Annotated in this window: 9 protein-coding genes; 6 read left to right on the forward strand and 3 right to left on the reverse strand. The window is 35.8% G+C overall.

Annotation, left to right across the window (positions count from 1 at the left end):
* Positions 1-617 precede the first annotated feature (617 nt).
* From nadC to QP953_RS08625, 3 genes are all read left to right on the forward strand, one after another.
* Entirely contained in the window at positions 618-1,469 is an 852-nt protein-coding gene (gene nadC / locus QP953_RS08615) for a carboxylating nicotinate-nucleotide diphosphorylase (protein WP_052595067.1), read from the forward strand.
* Positions 1,470-1,472: 3 nt separating this feature from the next.
* Positions 1,473-1,919, forward strand: coding sequence for an ABA4-like family protein (locus QP953_RS08620; RefSeq protein WP_052595064.1), 447 nt, complete (start codon positions 1,473-1,475; stop codon positions 1,917-1,919).
* Between the two features lie 1,015 nt (positions 1,920-2,934).
* Positions 2,935-4,335 carry a tetratricopeptide repeat protein gene (locus QP953_RS08625; protein WP_309554648.1) on the forward strand — a complete coding sequence of 467 codons (1,401 nt, stop codon included), beginning with the start codon at positions 2,935-2,937 and terminating at the stop codon, positions 4,333-4,335.
* A gap of 82 nt (positions 4,336-4,417) precedes the next feature.
* Here QP953_RS08625 and QP953_RS08630 read toward each other — a convergent pair whose 3' ends face one another.
* The 3 genes from QP953_RS08630 to QP953_RS08640 all read right to left on the reverse strand — a co-directional run bounded on the left by QP953_RS08630 (position 4,418) and on the right by QP953_RS08640 (position 6,864).
* A complete protein-coding gene (locus QP953_RS08630) occupies positions 4,418-5,206 on the reverse strand; it encodes a tetratricopeptide repeat protein (RefSeq protein ID WP_309554649.1) in 789 nt (262 codons plus the stop codon).
* 111 nt (positions 5,207-5,317) lie between these two features.
* Positions 5,318-5,683 carry a hypothetical protein gene (locus tag QP953_RS08635; protein ID WP_052595057.1) on the reverse strand — a complete coding sequence of 122 codons (366 nt, stop codon included), beginning with the start codon at positions 5,681-5,683 and terminating at the stop codon, positions 5,318-5,320.
* A 245-nt stretch (positions 5,684-5,928) separates the two neighbouring features.
* Complete coding sequence (locus QP953_RS08640; RefSeq protein ID WP_052595055.1) at positions 5,929-6,864, reverse strand: hydrogen peroxide-inducible genes activator; 936 nt, start codon at positions 6,862-6,864, stop codon at positions 5,929-5,931.
* 534 nt (positions 6,865-7,398) lie between these two features.
* On the opposite strand from QP953_RS08640, the gene katG reads away from it, so the two are divergent.
* From katG to QP953_RS08655, 3 genes are all read left to right on the forward strand, one after another.
* A complete protein-coding gene (katG, locus tag QP953_RS08645) occupies positions 7,399-9,627 on the forward strand; it encodes a catalase/peroxidase HPI (RefSeq protein ID WP_309554650.1) in 2,229 nt (742 codons plus the stop codon).
* Positions 9,628-9,751: 124 nt separating this feature from the next.
* Positions 9,752-11,485: a hypothetical protein gene (locus QP953_RS08650; RefSeq protein WP_309554651.1), complete on the forward strand. Its 1,734-nt coding sequence runs from the start codon at positions 9,752-9,754 to the stop codon at positions 11,483-11,485.
* A gap of 40 nt (positions 11,486-11,525) precedes the next feature.
* Positions 11,526-18,926, forward strand: a complete 7,401-nt coding sequence (locus tag QP953_RS08655) for an RHS repeat-associated core domain-containing protein (RefSeq protein ID WP_309554652.1) — start codon at positions 11,526-11,528, stop codon at positions 18,924-18,926.
* Positions 18,927-18,928 lie beyond the last annotated feature (2 nt).

Below are 18,928 nucleotides of genomic sequence, written 5' to 3' on the forward strand. Positions count from 1 at the left end.
GGTTTTACGATATATTAAAAAAAACGTTTAGTTGACGATTGTATCCTATTATTTTTAAGAGCAAAAATACCGTATAGATAACAGGTGTCAACAGGTGCAATTATCCCATGAAGTAATATTATAATTAAATTAATTTACTTACTACTGCCACAACCTCAAAGAAAAGATTTTTTGTGAAGAATCTTTTTAAAAAGAAGTGATTTTTAAATGATGTAACACAAAAATGACCAAGCTTAATTTTTTTATTAAAAGCTTAACTCAGCACTGAATCTTCTCAATCCACTTAAGTTTTAATAAAAAAATTAGAACAGCTTACTGCTCATTACTTCCATTCGTAGTCATTCTTAGCGTATTAGTACATTTATTAGAGTGATTCGAACGAGTGTTTTATCAGCTAATATTATAATTCTTATAAATTTCAATAGTTCGTTGAAACCACATAGTAGCAGCGCAGCTAACTATTAATAAATGATTACATAAGAACAAAGAAAGGTTCAAAATAGTTGTCCCTATTGGAACATTCAGTCAAAATCTTGTGTTCAAAAGATAAAATGTTTAGCTTTGCTTAAAATGTAAAATAAGTATCCTTTGTTTTTGAATGAAAAATATAAATTATTATGAATAAAATAAACGACCAAGAATTGCTCAATTTTATAACCAATGCTTTACACGAAGATATTCAAGATGGTGATCATACTTCTTTGGCTTGTGTACCCAAAGGGGCGATTGGAAAAGCAAAATTATTGGTTAAAGATGAAGGAATCTTGGCAGGTGTAGCCTTGGCCAAAAAAATTTTTCAGCATGTTGATCCCGATTTTGAGATAGAGATATTTATTGAAGATGGAACGCCTGTCAAATATGGCGACATTGCTTTTGAGGTACGAGGAAAAAGTCAAGCAATTTTAAAAACAGAACGTTTGGTTTTGAATGCTATGCAGCGAATGAGCGGTATTGCGACAATGTCTCGACAGTTTGTAGATGCTGTAGATGGCTTGAATGTTCAAATTTTGGATACACGCAAGACGACTCCTCTGTTGCGTTTCTTAGAGAAATGGGCTGTTCGAATTGGTGGCGCAACCAATTATAGAACTGGTTTGTACGATCGAATTATGATTAAGGATAATCACATTGATTTTTGTGGCACCATTACAAAAGCGGTCAATCAAACACAAGCGTATTTAAAAGAACAGCATTTGGATTTGGAAATTACTTTGGAAGTGCGAGATATGCAAGAATTGCAGGAAGCTCTAGAAGTAGGGCAAATTAATCGAATTATGTTAGATAATTTTGATACAGATACGATGCGCAAAGCAGTGGCTTTGATTGATGGGCGATTTGAAGTAGAAGCTTCAGGCGGCATTACTTTAGAAACTGTCCGTGCATATGCAGAAACAGGAGTGGATTTTATTTCTGTTGGCGCCTTGACACATTCTTTTAGAAGCATGGATTTGAGTCTTAAGAAAAAATAAATCATGGATACAGCATTATTATTCAAGCTTTTTAACACAGCAGTATTGCTCCCTTGGGCTTTATTGCTGTGTTTCCCAAAATGGAAGGGAACTCAAAAAATGATTGACTGGCACTTGCCAATTGTTCTCTTAGGTTTTGCTTATTTAATACTTTTATTGATGACCTTGTGCTCGCCTTCTAGTGGAAGTCCAGTAGATTTTATGTCTTTGGCTGGAATTAAAGCAGCTTTTGCAAGAGATGAAGTTATGCTGATTGGGTGGATTCACTACCTTGCATTTGATTTATTTGTAGGTATGTGGGAGGTAGTTGATGCTCAAAAGAGAGGAATAACACATTTTCTATTGATTCCTTGCCTTATTGGTACCTTTTTGTACGGACCAGTAGGTTTTGTTTTGTATTGGGTGCTCCGCCAGTGGTATCATTCTAAGGCAAAGAAAGAAATAGGATAGTGTTGGTTATGTTATGTTCTGATTAGGTCAAGACGGATATACCAGTGATAAGCATCATCGAAAGGACTTGTACCCAAAATCTAGGGCTTTGATAAACGCTTACACCTTGTTCCGAGATGTCCTTACCGATGTGCATTAAAACAACCGCAAAGAATAAACTCAAAATTAGCATAAGACTCTGTTTTGAAGGTGAAAAAATAAATTTTTGTAAAAAGATATAGTGTATCTTGTTTTTTTTGGAGAAACAAGACACTACATTGATCTCTATATAATATTAACTCAAAAAAAGTACCAAAAGTTTTCTTTGGCTTTGATTTTTTAGGGTAATTTTTTTACAAAAAAAGTACCCTTTTAAAGAAGTTACTGAAACGTATTTTTAGAGAGTGTATTGGTGGTAGAATAGGGGATGTAATAAAAATAAAAAGGCCAAGTTGCCGAAGCAACTTGACCAGAAAACTAAACCCTAAAACCCATGAACTACAAATATAAATATTTTTTTCAGAAAGTCAAAGAAATGAGCTATTTTTTTTAGGAAATGAATTTTAAGGAGCTCCAAAGCTTCTTCTTATCTTGTTGGTAGAAGGAATTATTTTTTGTAAAGATAGGGGCTATTAATAGTAACAACATTATTATTAAGGAAGCGACTTAGGGATAGATATTGAGTGCATGTTATTTCTAGGAAAATGATTTTGGGGTTAATATTTTATTTGTAAATATTATAATAAAATCAGTGTGCTTTGTTGTCAATAGTTTTATGATTTTTTATTGCTAATAATATTGTACCTTTGTAATCGTTTTGATATTGTAATTAGAACCTAATTTAGTATCGTTTTTTTGATATTTAAAAAATGAAAATGTATTGATTATGAGTGAAATGGTTTGATAATTGCAACTAGCTCAATAGTTATTCAAATTACTAAAATTGGCACTGCCCAATACCCCGCAAGAAATACCAAACACGAAATAAAACAGTTCCATGAATACTGGAAAAAAAAGCACTTTAATAGTTGCTATTATGATGATAATAGCTACCCAATTGATACAAGCCCAAACCGAACAAGAGTTTTACACTTCAGCCACTACAAAATATGAGTTGGGGCAATTTGAAGCAGCAATAGAGGATTATACCAAAGCGATTGAACTAAAAAAGAGTTATACCTACGCTTTTTATGGTCGGGGGCTGACTTATATGAGTTTGGGCAAGTATGCAGAGGCACTAGCTGATTTTGAGAAAGTCGCAGCGTTAAACCCTAGGTTTATCAATGTTTATTATAGCAAAGGTCGGAGCCGATTAAGTCTAGGCGACTACAAAGGAGCGATTGAGGATTTTAAAAATGCTATTATGAGCAATGAGATGAATTCATATGCTTATGTTGGAATCGGAAATAGTTTGGCTGCCTTGGGCAAATATGAAGCAGCTTTGAAAGAGTTAGACAAAGCGATAGAAATTTATGAAGGAGATGCACATGCTTTTGTGGTGAGAGGATTGGTTTATGATGCCATGGAAGAGTATGAAAAAGCTTTGTTGGATTACAACAAGGCTATTGAGATGAATCCGAAGGATGCCCGTGCTTTTGCTCAACGAGCTGTTACTAAAGTAAAAATGAAACGCCAACAAGAAGCAACTTTTGATTTTAATAAGGCTATTGCTTTGAATCCTGAATATGCTCCCATTTATATCAATCGAGCGACTTCAAAAAAGTGGCTGAGAAATTACAAAGGAGCTATTCAAGATTATACCAAAGCGATTGAACTAGAACCAAATAATGCTATTGTTTATAATGAAAGGGGGATTGTAAAAGCAGAAATGGGGGATTATACGCATGCCATTGAAGATTATAACAAAGCAATAGAACTAAATTCTACGTTTAAGGAAGCGTACATTAATCGAGCTTGGGGCTATTATCAATCAAAAAATTACGAACAGGCGATTGCTGATTATACAGAGGTTATTAAATTGGATCGAGAAAATATTACCGCTTATTTTCATAGAGGAGAGGCGCAGTTAGAAGGAGAAAATTACGAATTGGCTATCAGGGACATGTCTAAAGTAATCGCTTTCGATCCGATGCATTCAGAGGCTTATTGTAGTAGAGGTATGGCAAATTTTAAAAATGGATTGTCTCAAAAATCTATTGAGGATTATGACAAAGCGATAGAATTGAACCCTCAATTTACCACAGCTATTCGTGCTCGTGCTGCCGCAAAGTTTGATTTATATGATTTTAAAGGAGCTATTCAAGATTATAATCGTTTAATCAAACAAGAACCAGGAGATGCGGTTGCTTATTTTGATCGAGGGGTTGCCAAACTAAAAGCAGGCAATACGAAGGCTGCTTGTAGTGATTTTTCTAAATCTAGAGATATGGGGCATGAACCAGCACAGCAGGCTTTGAGTGAATTTTGTGGGGAATAATTTAAGCAGATCAATAGGGTAATTAGCAGTTAACCCAAAGTTAAAATATGATGATGAAAATTATCAACTATACCAAGAACGACTAGGATAAATCAAGTTCATCCAAAACTGTTTTTGCTTTTTCAAAACCATATTGATAGGCTTTTTTGAAATCTTTTGTAGCTTTTTTTTGATCTTGAAGCTGCAATTGAACAATGCCTCTATGATAATACGCAATGCCATTTTTAGGTTGACAACGAATAGCTTTTGAAAAATCGTTAAGTGCTTTCTTATACGATTTTATGCTTAAGTAAAGTAAGCCTCTATCGTTAAAGATATTGGCATCATTTCTATTGTATTGGATTGCTTTTTTGTAGTCTAACAAGGCTCCATCAAAATCCTTTAAAGCAAACTTTGATAATGCTCGATGCCGATAAGCATTGACATATTTGGGGCTTATTTTGAGGGCAATATCAAATTCTGAAATAGCAGCTTGATGCTGCTGTTGGAGGGCTTTTTGAATGCCAATATTAAAACGAGCAACAACGTGTTTGGGGTCTATCTCAATTGCTTTGAGGTAGTCTTCCAAGGCGTTTTGTGCTTGTCCTAAAGCCATTTTGGCGATGCCTCGATTGCTATACGCATCAGCATAATGTTTCTTTTGTTGAATCGCTTTATCATAGTCCTCTATTGCTGCTTGGTAATGCCCTAATGCTGCTCGACAAACGCCACAATTGTTGTAAGCAGCAGCAGGGTTAGGATAGTTTTTAATAGCTTTTTCATAATAATGAATTGCCTTTGCATGATTGTTTTTTTGTGCTTGGGCATAACCTTTATGAAAAGGAGTAGTGGTAAAACTACCTATAAAAGCAAGCAGTATTTTTTTGACCATATTTAACAGGGAACTTCTGAACGATGAATAAAAAGTAATTGAAAAACGTAAGGGGCAATTTGTTAGTTCTTGATTCTAGTTGGTAGTACGTTTCTCAGTCAATTGAAAGGTTTAATTTTCTTTTTTCATAATATAGTATATCAATGTACTGGTCTTATCCAAGATTTTATGAGTCTCAATTAAAGTATACCCTTGTTTAGCCATGAAGTTCAAGGCATCGACAACAGAAGCAAAAATAATTTCATGACCATTTTTGTCTTTTATCGTATTTCGAAGGCTAGGATCGGCCAGGCGGTTGTTGAAACGAGGAGCATTGTATCGTGTTCCAAAGTCTATATAAATATCACTTTCGTCTTGATTGGAAACCATCCGAATATATTCAGATTCTATCTTAGTAAAATCTTTTCCATTTAAGGTTTGGGCAAAAAGTGGACTTGTTAGCGTGAAAAATAAGAGGTGTAGTAAAAATACTTTCATGTTTTTATATTTTAGATTTATTAATACGCGTGTTTATAAGCAAGGGTTTAGAAAAACCATAGAAGTCATGTAGTAATAGGGTAGCTAAATCTTTCTGCTTTTTAGCTGTATTTTTTGAGGAAGATTACTTAGATGCTTATATCAAATAAAAAATTGGCAATCAATTCTTTTATAAGAAAAACTAGAATTGTAGTATTAATGTACAAAAAAACTTACAACCTATTCTATTTTTTAAGAATGTTGTGTTAAATAGGAGCTACTAACCATTTTTTTCGTTGTTGTTGTTCTAAAATAGGATGAGTAACATTTTGAATAGAGGTCTGAATGGAGTCTAAAATTCTCTTTTTTACAAAATGTTGGTGGACAACAAGGCTAATTTCGCGGGCAGGTTGAGGAGCTGAAATTGGATGTAAATACTCAAGGTCTTCTTCTGGTAAATCTAAAGTTGCCAAATAAGGAAGTAAGGTAATTGCTTGGTTTTTTCGTACAAATTTCATCAACGTATCAATTGTTCCTGATTTGTACTCTAAGTTCCAATTATCGTCGCGTTGAGTATGAAGGTTACAAATCGTTTCTACTTGTGTACGAAGACAGTGCCCTTCGTTGAGTAACCAGAGGCGGTTGCAATCAATTTCACTTACTTTGATATTCTTTTTGGAGGAGCGTCTAGTTTTGTCAAATAACAAAAAGGGCTCATTGTATAATGGCTTTTCAATTAGCGTATCGTGTTTTAGGGGAGTTGATAAAATGCCAATATCAAGGTTTCTGCTCTCTAAACCTTTGATAATATGATCGGTTGTCATTTCGCTAATGACAAATTTTATGTTAGGGTGTTGCTGTACAAAATTATTTAAGAATAGCGGCAACAAGTAAGGCGCCACTGTTGGAATAACTCCAATGTTTAGTTGCCCACTAGATTCTCCTTTCAAATCTCCAACAACCTCATCCAATATATCCAATTCTTTGTGAATGATTTTTAGTTGTTTTAAAATCGCTGCTCCTTCTTTGGTTGTTGTAATGGGCTTGGTTTTTCGGTCAAACAATTGCAAGCCCAATTCACTCTCTAGCTTTGAAACCATTGTACTCAGTGTAGATTGTGTGATAAAACATTTTTCAGCTGCCTTACCAAAACTTTGAACTTCCGCTACAGCAATAGCATACTTTATTTGTTGAATATTCATTGATGCTGTCAATATAAAGGTTGAAAATATCGTTTTTATCAATCAAATATAAGCCATATCTTGCAGATGTTAATCATTATAGTGTTAAAAATAGTTCTTTATCAAGCAATTTTTAGCCGTATCTACAGTTGATAGATACTTAGATTTAAATATTAAAATCAAAAAACATGGCACATCAAAAAAACAAAATATCTAAAGAGCGTGTTAGGGAATGGAGTAATTATAGTTACAACAATAGGGATGAGTCTGTATGGCAGGACTTTTTGTTTCTGCAAATTTTCTTAAAAAAACTTAGATTTTAAGCACATTACTAATTAAGCTTTCGATCTTACGAAGTAACTTAATATCTTGTTAAGAGAACTAAATAATAAAGAAGAGTTAAAATAAAATTAATATCTATAGTATCAATATAGCGATTGAAAATATCGTTTTCATCAATCAATAATAAAATGTATATTGGCGATCTCATAACTTCAATAGAGTATCATAACATATAGAATTGATCATAAGAACATTAAAACTATTAAAATTATTATGGACAACAAGAGTAACAGTTTTGACATTAACGAATCGGCTAAATGCCCATTCTCAGGAGGAACTATAAAAAAGACTGCGGGTAACGGGACTAGAAACCGTGACTGGTGGCCTAATCAATTAAAATTGAATATTCTGCGTCAAAATTCCAGTCTTTCTAACCCTATGGATGAAGGGTTTGACTATATAGAGGAATTTAACAAGTTAGATTATAAGGCATTGAAACAAGATCTTTATGATTTGATGACAGACTCTCAAGACTGGTGGCCAGCGGATTATGGACATTATGGACCATTTTTTATCAGAATGGCATGGCATAGTGCTGGTACGTATCGTATTGGCGATGGTCGTGGTGGTTCTGGAGCGGGAATGCAACGTTTTGCACCTTTAAATAGTTGGCCAGACAATGGTAACTTGGATAAAGCTCGTTTGCTACTTTGGCCTATCAAGCAAAAATATGGCAAGAAAATTTCTTGGGCAGATTTGATGATTTTGGCAGGAAACTGTGCTTTAGAATCAATGGGTTTCAAGACATTTGGTTTTGCTGGAGGACGTGAAGATGTTTGGGAACCAGAAGAGGATGTATATTGGGGTTCTGAGACAGAATGGATGGGATATGAAGAGCGTTATTCAGAAAATAATAAACTAGAAAACCCATTAGGCGCAGCGCATATGGGATTGATTTATGTGAATCCCGAGGGACCTAAAGGTCAACCAGACCCAGTAGGTTCTGCACATGATATTAGAGAGACATTTGGTCGTATGGCTATGAATGACGAAGAAACAGTAGCATTGGTTGCTGGAGGTCATACATTCGGAAAAGCGCATGGTGCTGCCAACCCAGATGAGTACGTAGGCGCAGAACCTGCTGGTGCAGGAATCGCAGAGCAGGGAATGGGATGGAAAAATTCATTTGGAACAGGAGTGTTGAATGATGCAATTACAAGTGGTTTAGAAGGAGCTTGGACGCCGAACCCAATAAAATGGGATCATGACTACTTTGATGTTTTGTTGAACTACGATTGGGAATTGACAAAAAGTCCTGCAGGTGCTTATCAATGGACTCCAACTGCTGCATCAAATGCTAAAATGGCGCCAACTGCAGGGGATGCTTCTAAAAAGCAAGCACTAATGATGAGTACTGCTGATATTGCTTTGAAAACAGATCCAGAATATCTAAAAATATCAAAACGTTTCCACGAAAATCCAGCTGAATTTGAGGATGCTTTCGCTCGTGCTTGGTTTAAGTTGACACATCGTGATATGGGACCAGCTTCGTTGTATGTTGGACCAGAAGTACCTTCGGAGGTTATGATTTGGCAAGATCCTATTCCAGCAGTAAATCATGAATTAATCAATGATGCGGATATTGCTGCTTTAAAAGAGAAATTGGCTAACACTGATTTAACCGTTTCTCAATTGGTTGCTACAGCTTGGGCTTCTGCGGCGACTTTCCGTGGTTCTGACAAACGTGGAGGAGCCAATGGTGGTCGTCTTCGTCTGGCTCCACAAAAAGATTGGGAAGTTAATAACCCAACTCAATTGGCTAACGTGCTAGAAACATTGGAAGGAATTCAAAAAGATTTTAACGATGCTCAATCTGGTGACAAGGTGGTGTCTATGGCTGATTTGATCGTCTTAGGTGGTTGCGTGGGAATAGAAAAAGCCGCTAAAGCTGCTGGTCAGGATATTTCTGTACCATTTACACCAGGGCGTGCTGATGCTTCTTTAGAGCAAACAGATGTGGAGTCTTTCCAAGCGTTAAAACCTGCTGCTGATGGTTTCCGCAATTACTTCAAGCCTACACACAAAGCTTCTGCTGAGGAAATGTTGATTGATCGTGCTCAATTAATGACCTTAACAGCTCCTGAAATGACTGTATTGTTGGGTGGTCTTCGCTCGATTAATATCAACTATGATGGTTCTAATCATGGCGTATTTACAGACAAACCAGGAACATTATCCAATGATTTCTTTGTAAACTTGTTAGACCTAAGTACTACATGGAAAGCAATGAATGAGGCGGACGAAGTGTTTGAAGGTCGTGATCGTAAAACAGGTGCTGTAAAATGGGTTGGTACTCGTGTTGATCTTATCTTTGGTTCGAATTCAGAATTGCGTGCATTGGCTGAAGTTTATGCTTGCGCTGATTCAAAAGAGCAGTTTTTGAATGACTTCGTAGCTGCTTGGGATAAAGTAATGAATTTAGATCGTTTTGACTTGGCTTAATCGCGAATGGGTTAGAATGACCATATGATAATAATTTTTTAGGCAGTCTGGCAACAGGCTGCCTTTTTTGTTTAGGGGCTATTTATAAATTTGCTTTTTCTCCAAATTAGCAGAAAGCACTTTGTTGAATGACCAATATTATTGTGGGCAATTAGTATGGGAGGATGGCTCTACAGGAGGAGCAGTAGGTTATCACAAAATTTTATCGACAGGAAGTATTGATCCTGCTGTTTTTGACCCCAATCCAAGTACAAATAGTACTGATAATACGGTACAATATGATTGTAAGGAAGTATGGGATTGTTGGAAAACTTGTGTTACCTCCATTTCTAGTATTTTATCGCTCAATCATCAAACAATCGATCCATTCCAAGCAATAGAAGGCAATGACCCAAATGGAGGAGGAACAATGGAAGATGACTTTGAAACGAATATACCTTGGTTATTGTCGCTATTTTTAGGAGATGACCCATTTGGAGGTTTTCAAAATGATCCTAATATTACAGATATTACAGCTAGTGATCAGACTTTTGATAATATCCCTGCTTTATTTTTGGAGTGCACAGGATATAGAATTGCTCGAATAATTGATCCCAGAATTGTATACGATGGCAATTCGATTACGTTTGGGTATGTAACAACAGACCATCATGAGGATTATGAGCAATACATCAATGGAACAGCGCCTGCTGGAAGTCCTATTAGTCCTCATTTAAATGGTTCGACTTACCCTACGATAAATTACAATACGTTAGATATGCCTATGTATGGCTCTTATTTAAATACTGTACCTAGTTCCATTAACCAAACTAAAACACACAGCAGTGCAACTAGAACAAGTGAGATAGAAGAATACTTTTTATCTAGAAATTCAGATCCTTTAGACGAAAAAGAGTTTCCATTAACGTATAATCCAGTATTTGCATTTAAGTATTATGAATATTATAAAATGCCTGTGGGATATCAATCGTCAACTCAACTAGCATTCAGTAATTATAATACAACTAACGGAACCAATTTAACAATTGGCAGTGGGACGTTTAGCGTGCCTACTCATTATATAAGCGTAGAACGTGAATTAAGTTATCCATATAATGGTGTTCAAGCTTCTAATCCGCCATTTTGCGACGAACCAAGAGTATTGTCTAGTTCAGGACATGATCAATGGCCTTGTGGAGAACGTCATGAGTTTATGAAGCGGATTATTAGTAGTAAAGAACTAACAATTGACCCTAATAATTTTGACAATCCTAACGATTTATTTGATGGTAGTTCCCCAATTGTTTTAGCTAGTCCCTCTGCTTGTTCAATCGCAGTGCAGCCTTATTACACAGATGGATCATTAACAACTCCTACACCTCAAGATAATCCACTTGCTAGGAGTTGCCAAAATGCTTGTGAATCAAGACGAGTAGAATTTAAGGAAGCTATTATCAAAGCGCTGGAAACTCGTTGTTATACAATAGGAGGATGTTCTGATTGTCCTGGTCATATTTCTGCAAAAGATGTAGATAAACTAGTAGCTAATTTGGTCTTTGCTTGCCAAGAACAATGTTCCGTCCATACGGATATTACCAATCCACCTCCTTGTCAATTGACAAATGGTACCGTTATTCAAGCTTGTGATATTATTTATGGAACTCCTTGTCAAAAGTATTTAATAGAACAGGTAAAAAGCTGGCGACCTGTAGTTGATTTTCCTTCTTTATGTAATCCTAGCGATCCTTATCCAACAGGGCACTTGGAACAGGCCTATAATGCTGCTGATGAAGAGGATTGTGACAACTCAGGAGATTTTAGCCAACAAGGTGGAACTACACCAGCTTCAAAAGTTAAAGTTATACAACAAGCACCCTAATTATCCATAAACAAACCATTAAACCAAGAAGCTATTCGTTATGAATTGTCTATATAAAATATTACCTGTGCTTTTTATAGGGCTATTGTTATTTTGTCCTTTATTGCTAACTGCACAAGCACCAACATATAATTTGAGTTGGTACAAAACATCTTGTAATACATCGGTAGGAACTCCTACAGAGGTTAGAATTGATATTACTCCCTTTTCAGTAGGAACAAGCTACACCTGTGAGTTATATGCTAACCCCAATCCTCTAGGAGGTCAGAGTAGCAACCCTGCTTTAGGGGCAATATTAGAAACGTATAATACGGCAACAAATGATGCGACAATTGATGCTTATTTTACAACTACTGCTTATCGTAACAGTTATTATATTAAGGTTTACCCAAGTACGAATCCTAGCTTATCTACTGTACAATATATAGATGTGCAAAGATTAGCTCCTTCAAGAGGATCTTATGTTGCTAATGTCTATTATAATGTGACAACAACACCGCAGTTTTGTAGCCCGTCAGCAGCTAATATGGATATCACTTTATCAACTAGTGGTACTACCGTAGGGCATTCTTTTTTGTGGTCATCACCTACTGGGGCTGTAATTAATAGCCCTAATAGTCAAAATCCAACTGTTCCGATTTATATAAGTGGCAATTCTGGCCCAAAACATCAGTACCAAGTACAAATAATGGATGTTGCAGGTTGTGCTAAAATAATAAACAACATTGAATATACTCCCATCCAACCAAATAGTAATTGGAGTGTTAATGTAAAACCTTTTGGATTTTATGGTCAGGAATGTGCAGATATAGGGGCTGACATACCAGCTCTTTGGGGGAATTCTTCCTATGCATATCATTGGTATAATAATGATGGAAGTTTAAGGGAAGTGACAGTATGGTCTAAAATTGAATATTTAGAACCTGGCAATAATTTTCATGTAGAAATAAAAACAGGTAGTGGATGTTTAATTCAAACGTTGTATTTTCAGACGCCTGAGGCAATTAGTTGTTCTGTAGGGGCTATTACTGGAGACCCTTGTGTAGGAGGAAGTGCTTCGAATATAGTAATTGATGCATTGTTTGGTACAGCACCTTATACTTATGAAGTAACGGGAGTAAGCCCCAATACTTGTCATACAATTATTAGCAATGCAAGTTCTTCTATAACAATTGGTTCAATGATTTGTGATGGTACAATTACACCAGAAGTTCCAGTGGGGGCATATGAAGTTAAAATAACAGACAGCTTAGGCTGTGAATTTACCAAAATGATACAAGTAGGACAAAACATTAATGACCTAGAACTTGAAATTACTACAGTTGATGAAGTGTGCGATGGAAATGATGGTAGTTTTAGAATAGAGCCTAATGGCTTAATAGGGAATTTAGCCTTTAATATCATCAGTTCTCCTCCTTCCAATAGCAATCCAGTGATTCAACTTAATAATAATATTTATGAAGTGAGTGGTCTTACAGCTGGATCCTATGTCGTGGAAATATCTTTGGATGGAGGAATTGGTAATAATTATTGCACTAGAACAGAGGTAATAACGATCAATAATAAGGGAATCGCTCTAGTTGGAACACAAGTAAGCTCTGCGCAAGGTAGTGCAAATCTGGGGACAATTATGGTAAATGTTTCGGGAGCACCTTTAGGTGACATAGAGTTTCAGTGGAGTTCGCAGACCACCAACAATCCATATGGCTCAACAAGCTTTGGTGGCTTAGGTTCTGATGGATTTAATGAATTATCCGAATTAGGTGCTGATACATACACGGTAACAATTACCTATGAAAATTGTACTCTTGTAGAAACATTTGTTGTTCCTTATTGTGCTTTAGTGGCTACTGGGTTTTCCTCACCTGATCGTTGTCAATTAAGTGTAGGACAGGTAGGAGTTAGTGTTAAGAGTAATGGTACGCATATGGCACATTTAGCAAGTTATCAATGGGAACAAATTCTACCAAGCCAACGCCCTGTAGGAATAACAGATTCGGTGGTGAATAATGTACAAGCAGGTACTTATAGTGTAACTATAACGTATGGAGGTTGTAGCGTCGTGGAACAAGTTATTGTAGGGACTGGTGCTATCCCTATGACTCCAAATGAGAAAGATGCCTATTGTGGAGGGAATAACGGGGAAGCTGATTTTTCTTTACATCAATTAGCTTGGAGATTAAGTTCATCTAGTATTGTATGGACTGATGCTAATCATCAACCAATGCCTTCCGGTGTCGTAGTTACTAATAACGATCTTAATACAGGAGTAGATTTACAAACCACAGCAAAGAATTTACCTGTAGGTAGTTATCTTATACATATTGAGGTAACCAGTTTGGTAGGAAGGACTTGTTCTTATATTGTAAAAGTTAACATAAAAGCTAATAGTACGCCTCCTAGTTATACTATCACAACAAGTCCTGCTATATGCGGCTCAAATGGTATTGTATCTGTACAAGGTGCATCGTATCCTATAGGTTCATCCTCATCTATTCCTACTTATACTTGGATGCCATTAGCTCCTTTACCTTCAGGGCTGTATGTTGGAGAAACAGTTAGCCCTCTTCCCGAAGGGGCATATCAACTTGATGCGACTTATGGTTACTATTCTGCTTGTAATCATAGGGAAACGGTTACCTTGCCTAGTATAAACCCTACGCTTGTGGTAGAGCATGTTCAGAATGAAGGCTGCGGTGGAACAGGAGAATTTAGAGTAAGGACTAATTTAGAAGCAACGCATCATACTTATAGCTATGTTGTAACAGATGTTAATACAAATTTAGTAGTAGCACAAAGTAGTAATGGTCTATTTTCTAATATGCTACCTGGGGAGTACACTGTAACCTTAAATACCAACAATGCTAATTGTCCTAACACTTCTGTATCTATCACAATAGAACGCAGTGAATTGGTTGTTTTAAATCAACAAAATGCAACTTGTGGAACAGGAGGGAAACTAGAAGTAGATTTGCAAGATGAAAATGGGCAGACATTGGCGGCAAATAACAGTGATTTTGTTTGGTCAAATGGTGTTCAGAATAGGATTAATAATAACTTAACTCAAGGAACCTATACCGTTACAGCAACTCAAAGTAATGGTTTGCCTTGTGTAGCAACCTTTTTAGTTGTAAATACTCCTTTGACAATCACTAGCGAGGCAATAACACATGCTTGTACAGGTGTTAACGGGAGTATTACCTTAACTACAAATGATATAGGTACAGTAAATTATACGTGGTCAAACGGTTCTAGTGGAAATAGTATTAGTGGGCTAAGTCCTGGAGAATACGAAGTAACCATAACGGGAACCAATAATAATGATGGTACCTGTGTCTTATATAAGTCTTACACAATTTATAGTGGCTTTGATTTGACTACAAATGCAGAAGATGTTTTATGTAATGGAGATAATAATGGTAAGGTTCAGGCATTCGTATCTAATACTAATGCACCAATTATAAGCTATGTTTGGTCTAATAATGTATATAGTCCTAGTCAGAATAATGTATCGGGAGGGACTTATATAGTTACAGTTACAGATGCCAATAGCTGTACAAGTACATCAAGTGCAACAGTGAATGAACCAAATGTCCTAACTATAAATAGTTTTCAACCTTATAGTGGAACAGACCCACAAATAGCTTGTGGAGGAGAAGTTCAAGTTAGTGGAGGAACAGGACCTTATGTGGTTGGATGGCAATTATTGCAAGTAGAGCAACAAGATGATGGTGCTGGAAACTTGGTAGATGTTGTGATTGGTAGTATTGAAGTTGCCCATACACAAGTAGCACAAGCTGGGGTAAACTATACTGAAAATAAGTTGGCTCCAGGGATTTATTCTATTGTTGTAACAGATAAGAATAATTGTCAAGTGACTAGCAGTAGCACAATTGAAATCACTCCACAAAGCACAACACTACCTACTATGTATTTTAGATGGGAAAAACAAGGTAGTAACGGAGTAAATATCATTACTGACAATACACCAGATGAAACTGAAATAAAAGCAAAGGTTATTGCAGATAATATGGAAACGCAAATCAAAGCTGCTGTAGATCAGTTTTCGGATGCGCTAAATGAGAATAGGTGTGATAAAGTAGATGACATTGCAGATAAAACACAATTAAGTTATGATTTAAAATATCATCATTATACTTTATATTACTATAATCGCAGAGGAGAGCTAACAAGGACTGTACCACCAGCAGGAGTAGATTTTCTAACAGGAACAGAGATAACTGAGCATAAAGAATATAGAAATAATCAAACTCAAACAGTACCAAGTAAAGCCCTTCCTAATCATACTTTGGTTACAACTTACGCTTATGATGCAGCAGGAAGAAGTATAGAATCGACCTCACCTGATGCAGGTCTTGTAAAACAAGCTTTTCGTTCAGACGGTTTGGTTCGTTTTTCTCAAGATGCTCGTCAAGAAGCATTTGTCCCAGAGCGAATGACGTATATTAAATACGATCGTTTAAATAGAGTTATTGAACAAGGAGAAATGGAAGTGCCCAATGGTTCTTATGCAGCTTACATTACAGGACAAGGACAAACAGATAGGAATACCCTTGATTTTCCTCAAGATATTCCAACCATTAATAAAACAGAATGGGTTAAAACACATTATAGTGACAAACATATTTTAGCCACTTCTCCAAATATTGTATATGCCACTTATCATGGTATAGGAGTACAAGAGCAGCGTTACTTAAGAAATAGGGTAAGTTACACAGAAGCTTGGAATGGTGGTAGTAATGAGGATGCTATTACAACCACAACATATAGCTATGATCCACATGGTAATGTCGAATGGATTAGAACCTATATTCCTGGTTTAGGAGATAACTATATTCGCATGGAATACGATCTAATTTCTAGAAATGTCAATAAAGTTTGTTATAATGAACTAGCAATTGATCGTTTTTATCATCGTTATGAATATGATGAACAAAACCGTATTATCAATGTAGAAACCTCTAAAGATGATATTGTATGGGATAGTGATGCCAGATATGCTTATTATGAACATGGTTCACTAAAACGTAAAGAAATTGGAGATGATAAAATTCAAGGAATTGATTACACTTATACCATACATGGCTGGTTGAAAGCTATCAATCATCCTTATTTGGACAAGTATGAAAATGGAAATACTAATACTACTAAAAATCAGCTAAATGACCCTGGTCAAGACGGCTATTCTAGTAGCATCAATAATGACGTACAAAAAGATGTATGGGGTTTTTCTTTAGGATATTATCAAGGAGATTATACTCGTCAAAGTAACAATGGCGCTGGCGGTTACAATAGTATCAACGAAGCAATTAGCTATAACAGCCAAGAGCTATATAATGGTAACATCACTTATTGGTCAAATGGAACAACAGAGAGTAGCTCAATTCTTAATGATCAAGAAAAGCTCACACAACGTAGCTTTAGTTACGATAATTTAAATAGAATATTGGGTAGTGAACTAAGTATTGTTAATCTCGGTAATACACCAACATTTGGTATTGCTAATAACCAATTTAAAACGGCTTACACTTATGATGCCAATGGTAATATAGAAACCCTGAAACGATATGATGGAACAAATGGAGGGCAATTAATAGATGATATTAGCTATCAATACAATTTGAATGGAGCAGGGCAATTAGAAAATAACCAACTTACTGCGATACAAGATGCTGTTGGAAGTACTGCAAACTTAGGCGATATCGATGATCAAACTTATATCTATGATGCTAGAGGTTCAATTATTCAAATTGTAGAACCCAATAATTCTAATAATAGAACTACAGATATTACGTGGCTCAATACAGGTAAAGTAAAAACTGTTTCTATAAAAGAGCAAATAGGGGGGACAATGACTGAAATAAGTCATTTAGAGTATTTATATGATGCCACAGGAAATAGAGTGGCTAAAATATGGAAAGAAGTTATTGATAATCCTACTACATGGAAAAATACTTATTATGTTTGTGATGCGAGTGGTAATAAAATGAGTATTTATAATCGAGGATACGAATTTACAGCAAGCAGTAGATTAAATCCTTATAGAACATTTTATAGCATACAAGAGCAACTTTTATACGGTTCTGATCGTATAGGTAGTATAAATAACAATACAAGATTGTTTACTAATAATTATACAGATTTATCAACAGCTGAATCTTATGCAGGATGGGATGTGAATACGAAGCTTAGTACTACAAATTCAACATTTGATTTTGGAGAACGTGCCTTAGGTATAAAAGCGTACGATCTCACAGACCACCTTGGTAATGTAACCGTCCAACTCTCGGATAAAAAAGCGGGTACAATCGCCTCTAACGATATCAAAGCTAATGTGCTGAGTTATCAGCAATATTATCCGTTTGGGTGGAATATGCCTGGGCGTAATAAGAATCTTGATAAGAGTCGATTCGCATTTAACGGAATGGAAAGGAACAGTGAAATTGATGGTGGTAATTATGACTTTGGTGCTAGGTTTTATGGGGCTAGAGTAGGGAGGTGGTTTAGTGTTGATCCTCTATTAGATAAATATCCCAACCTTTCTCCATATAACTTTGCTGGTAATATGCCCATAGACGCTATAGATCCTGATGGTAAAAAAATAAAAATTGTGGGTGGCGCAAAATACAGAAGATGGGTTATGTCCACTATTAGAGATTTAGCAAAAAATTCTAGAACAGGGCGAAGATTATTAAGAAAAGTAATAAATAGTAAAGACGTTATCATTATACATCAAAATGCCGATCAAGATATTGGTTTACGCTATAAAGTTAATGCAGAAGCAGATGGTAGTAAAATAGCTAGATTAACATTTAATACTGACGCTGGGGAAGAGTTAGATGCATCTAATGGAAGAGGTGACAAGCCACTAAAAGGTCGACCTTCAATAACATTGGGGCATGAGTTGCAACATTTTGTTGACTATATAGATGGTCAAAAAGATAAAAAAGGTCATTTTATTAATCCTTCTGATCCTGTAATAGAAATTGATTACGGGGATGATTATGGAATCGAAAAAGCAACTAATTCTATTGATGCAGATGAATTATCAGCTGTAGATACTGAAAATAAAATTCGTGCAGAAATGGGGTATGAATTACGTACACATTATGGAGGAGCAAATGTTTTTAATAAAGAGGTTTCATCAAAAGAGCAAACTTTTAAAGACGATGGTGTTGTTGTTAAAGGAAAAGGACTAATAGATAAGCAAAAACCAACAGATTATTCAGAATATGCAAGAAACAATAAGACTCTAAAACATGATAAAACTTATCCATCAAGGTCTGAATTAAATGCATATTTTCAGCATAATTACAAAAAAACAACTAGTGCAACAATTGAACGAGGTGGTTTTGGAGGTGATGTAAAGAGTGAGGGAGAAGGAAAAGGAACTACAACTCTTGAAGGATATAACAAATAATT

It is taken from the genome of Aureispira sp. CCB-E (assembly GCF_031326345.1).
Lineage (GTDB): Bacteria > Bacteroidota > Bacteroidia > Chitinophagales > Saprospiraceae > Aureispira.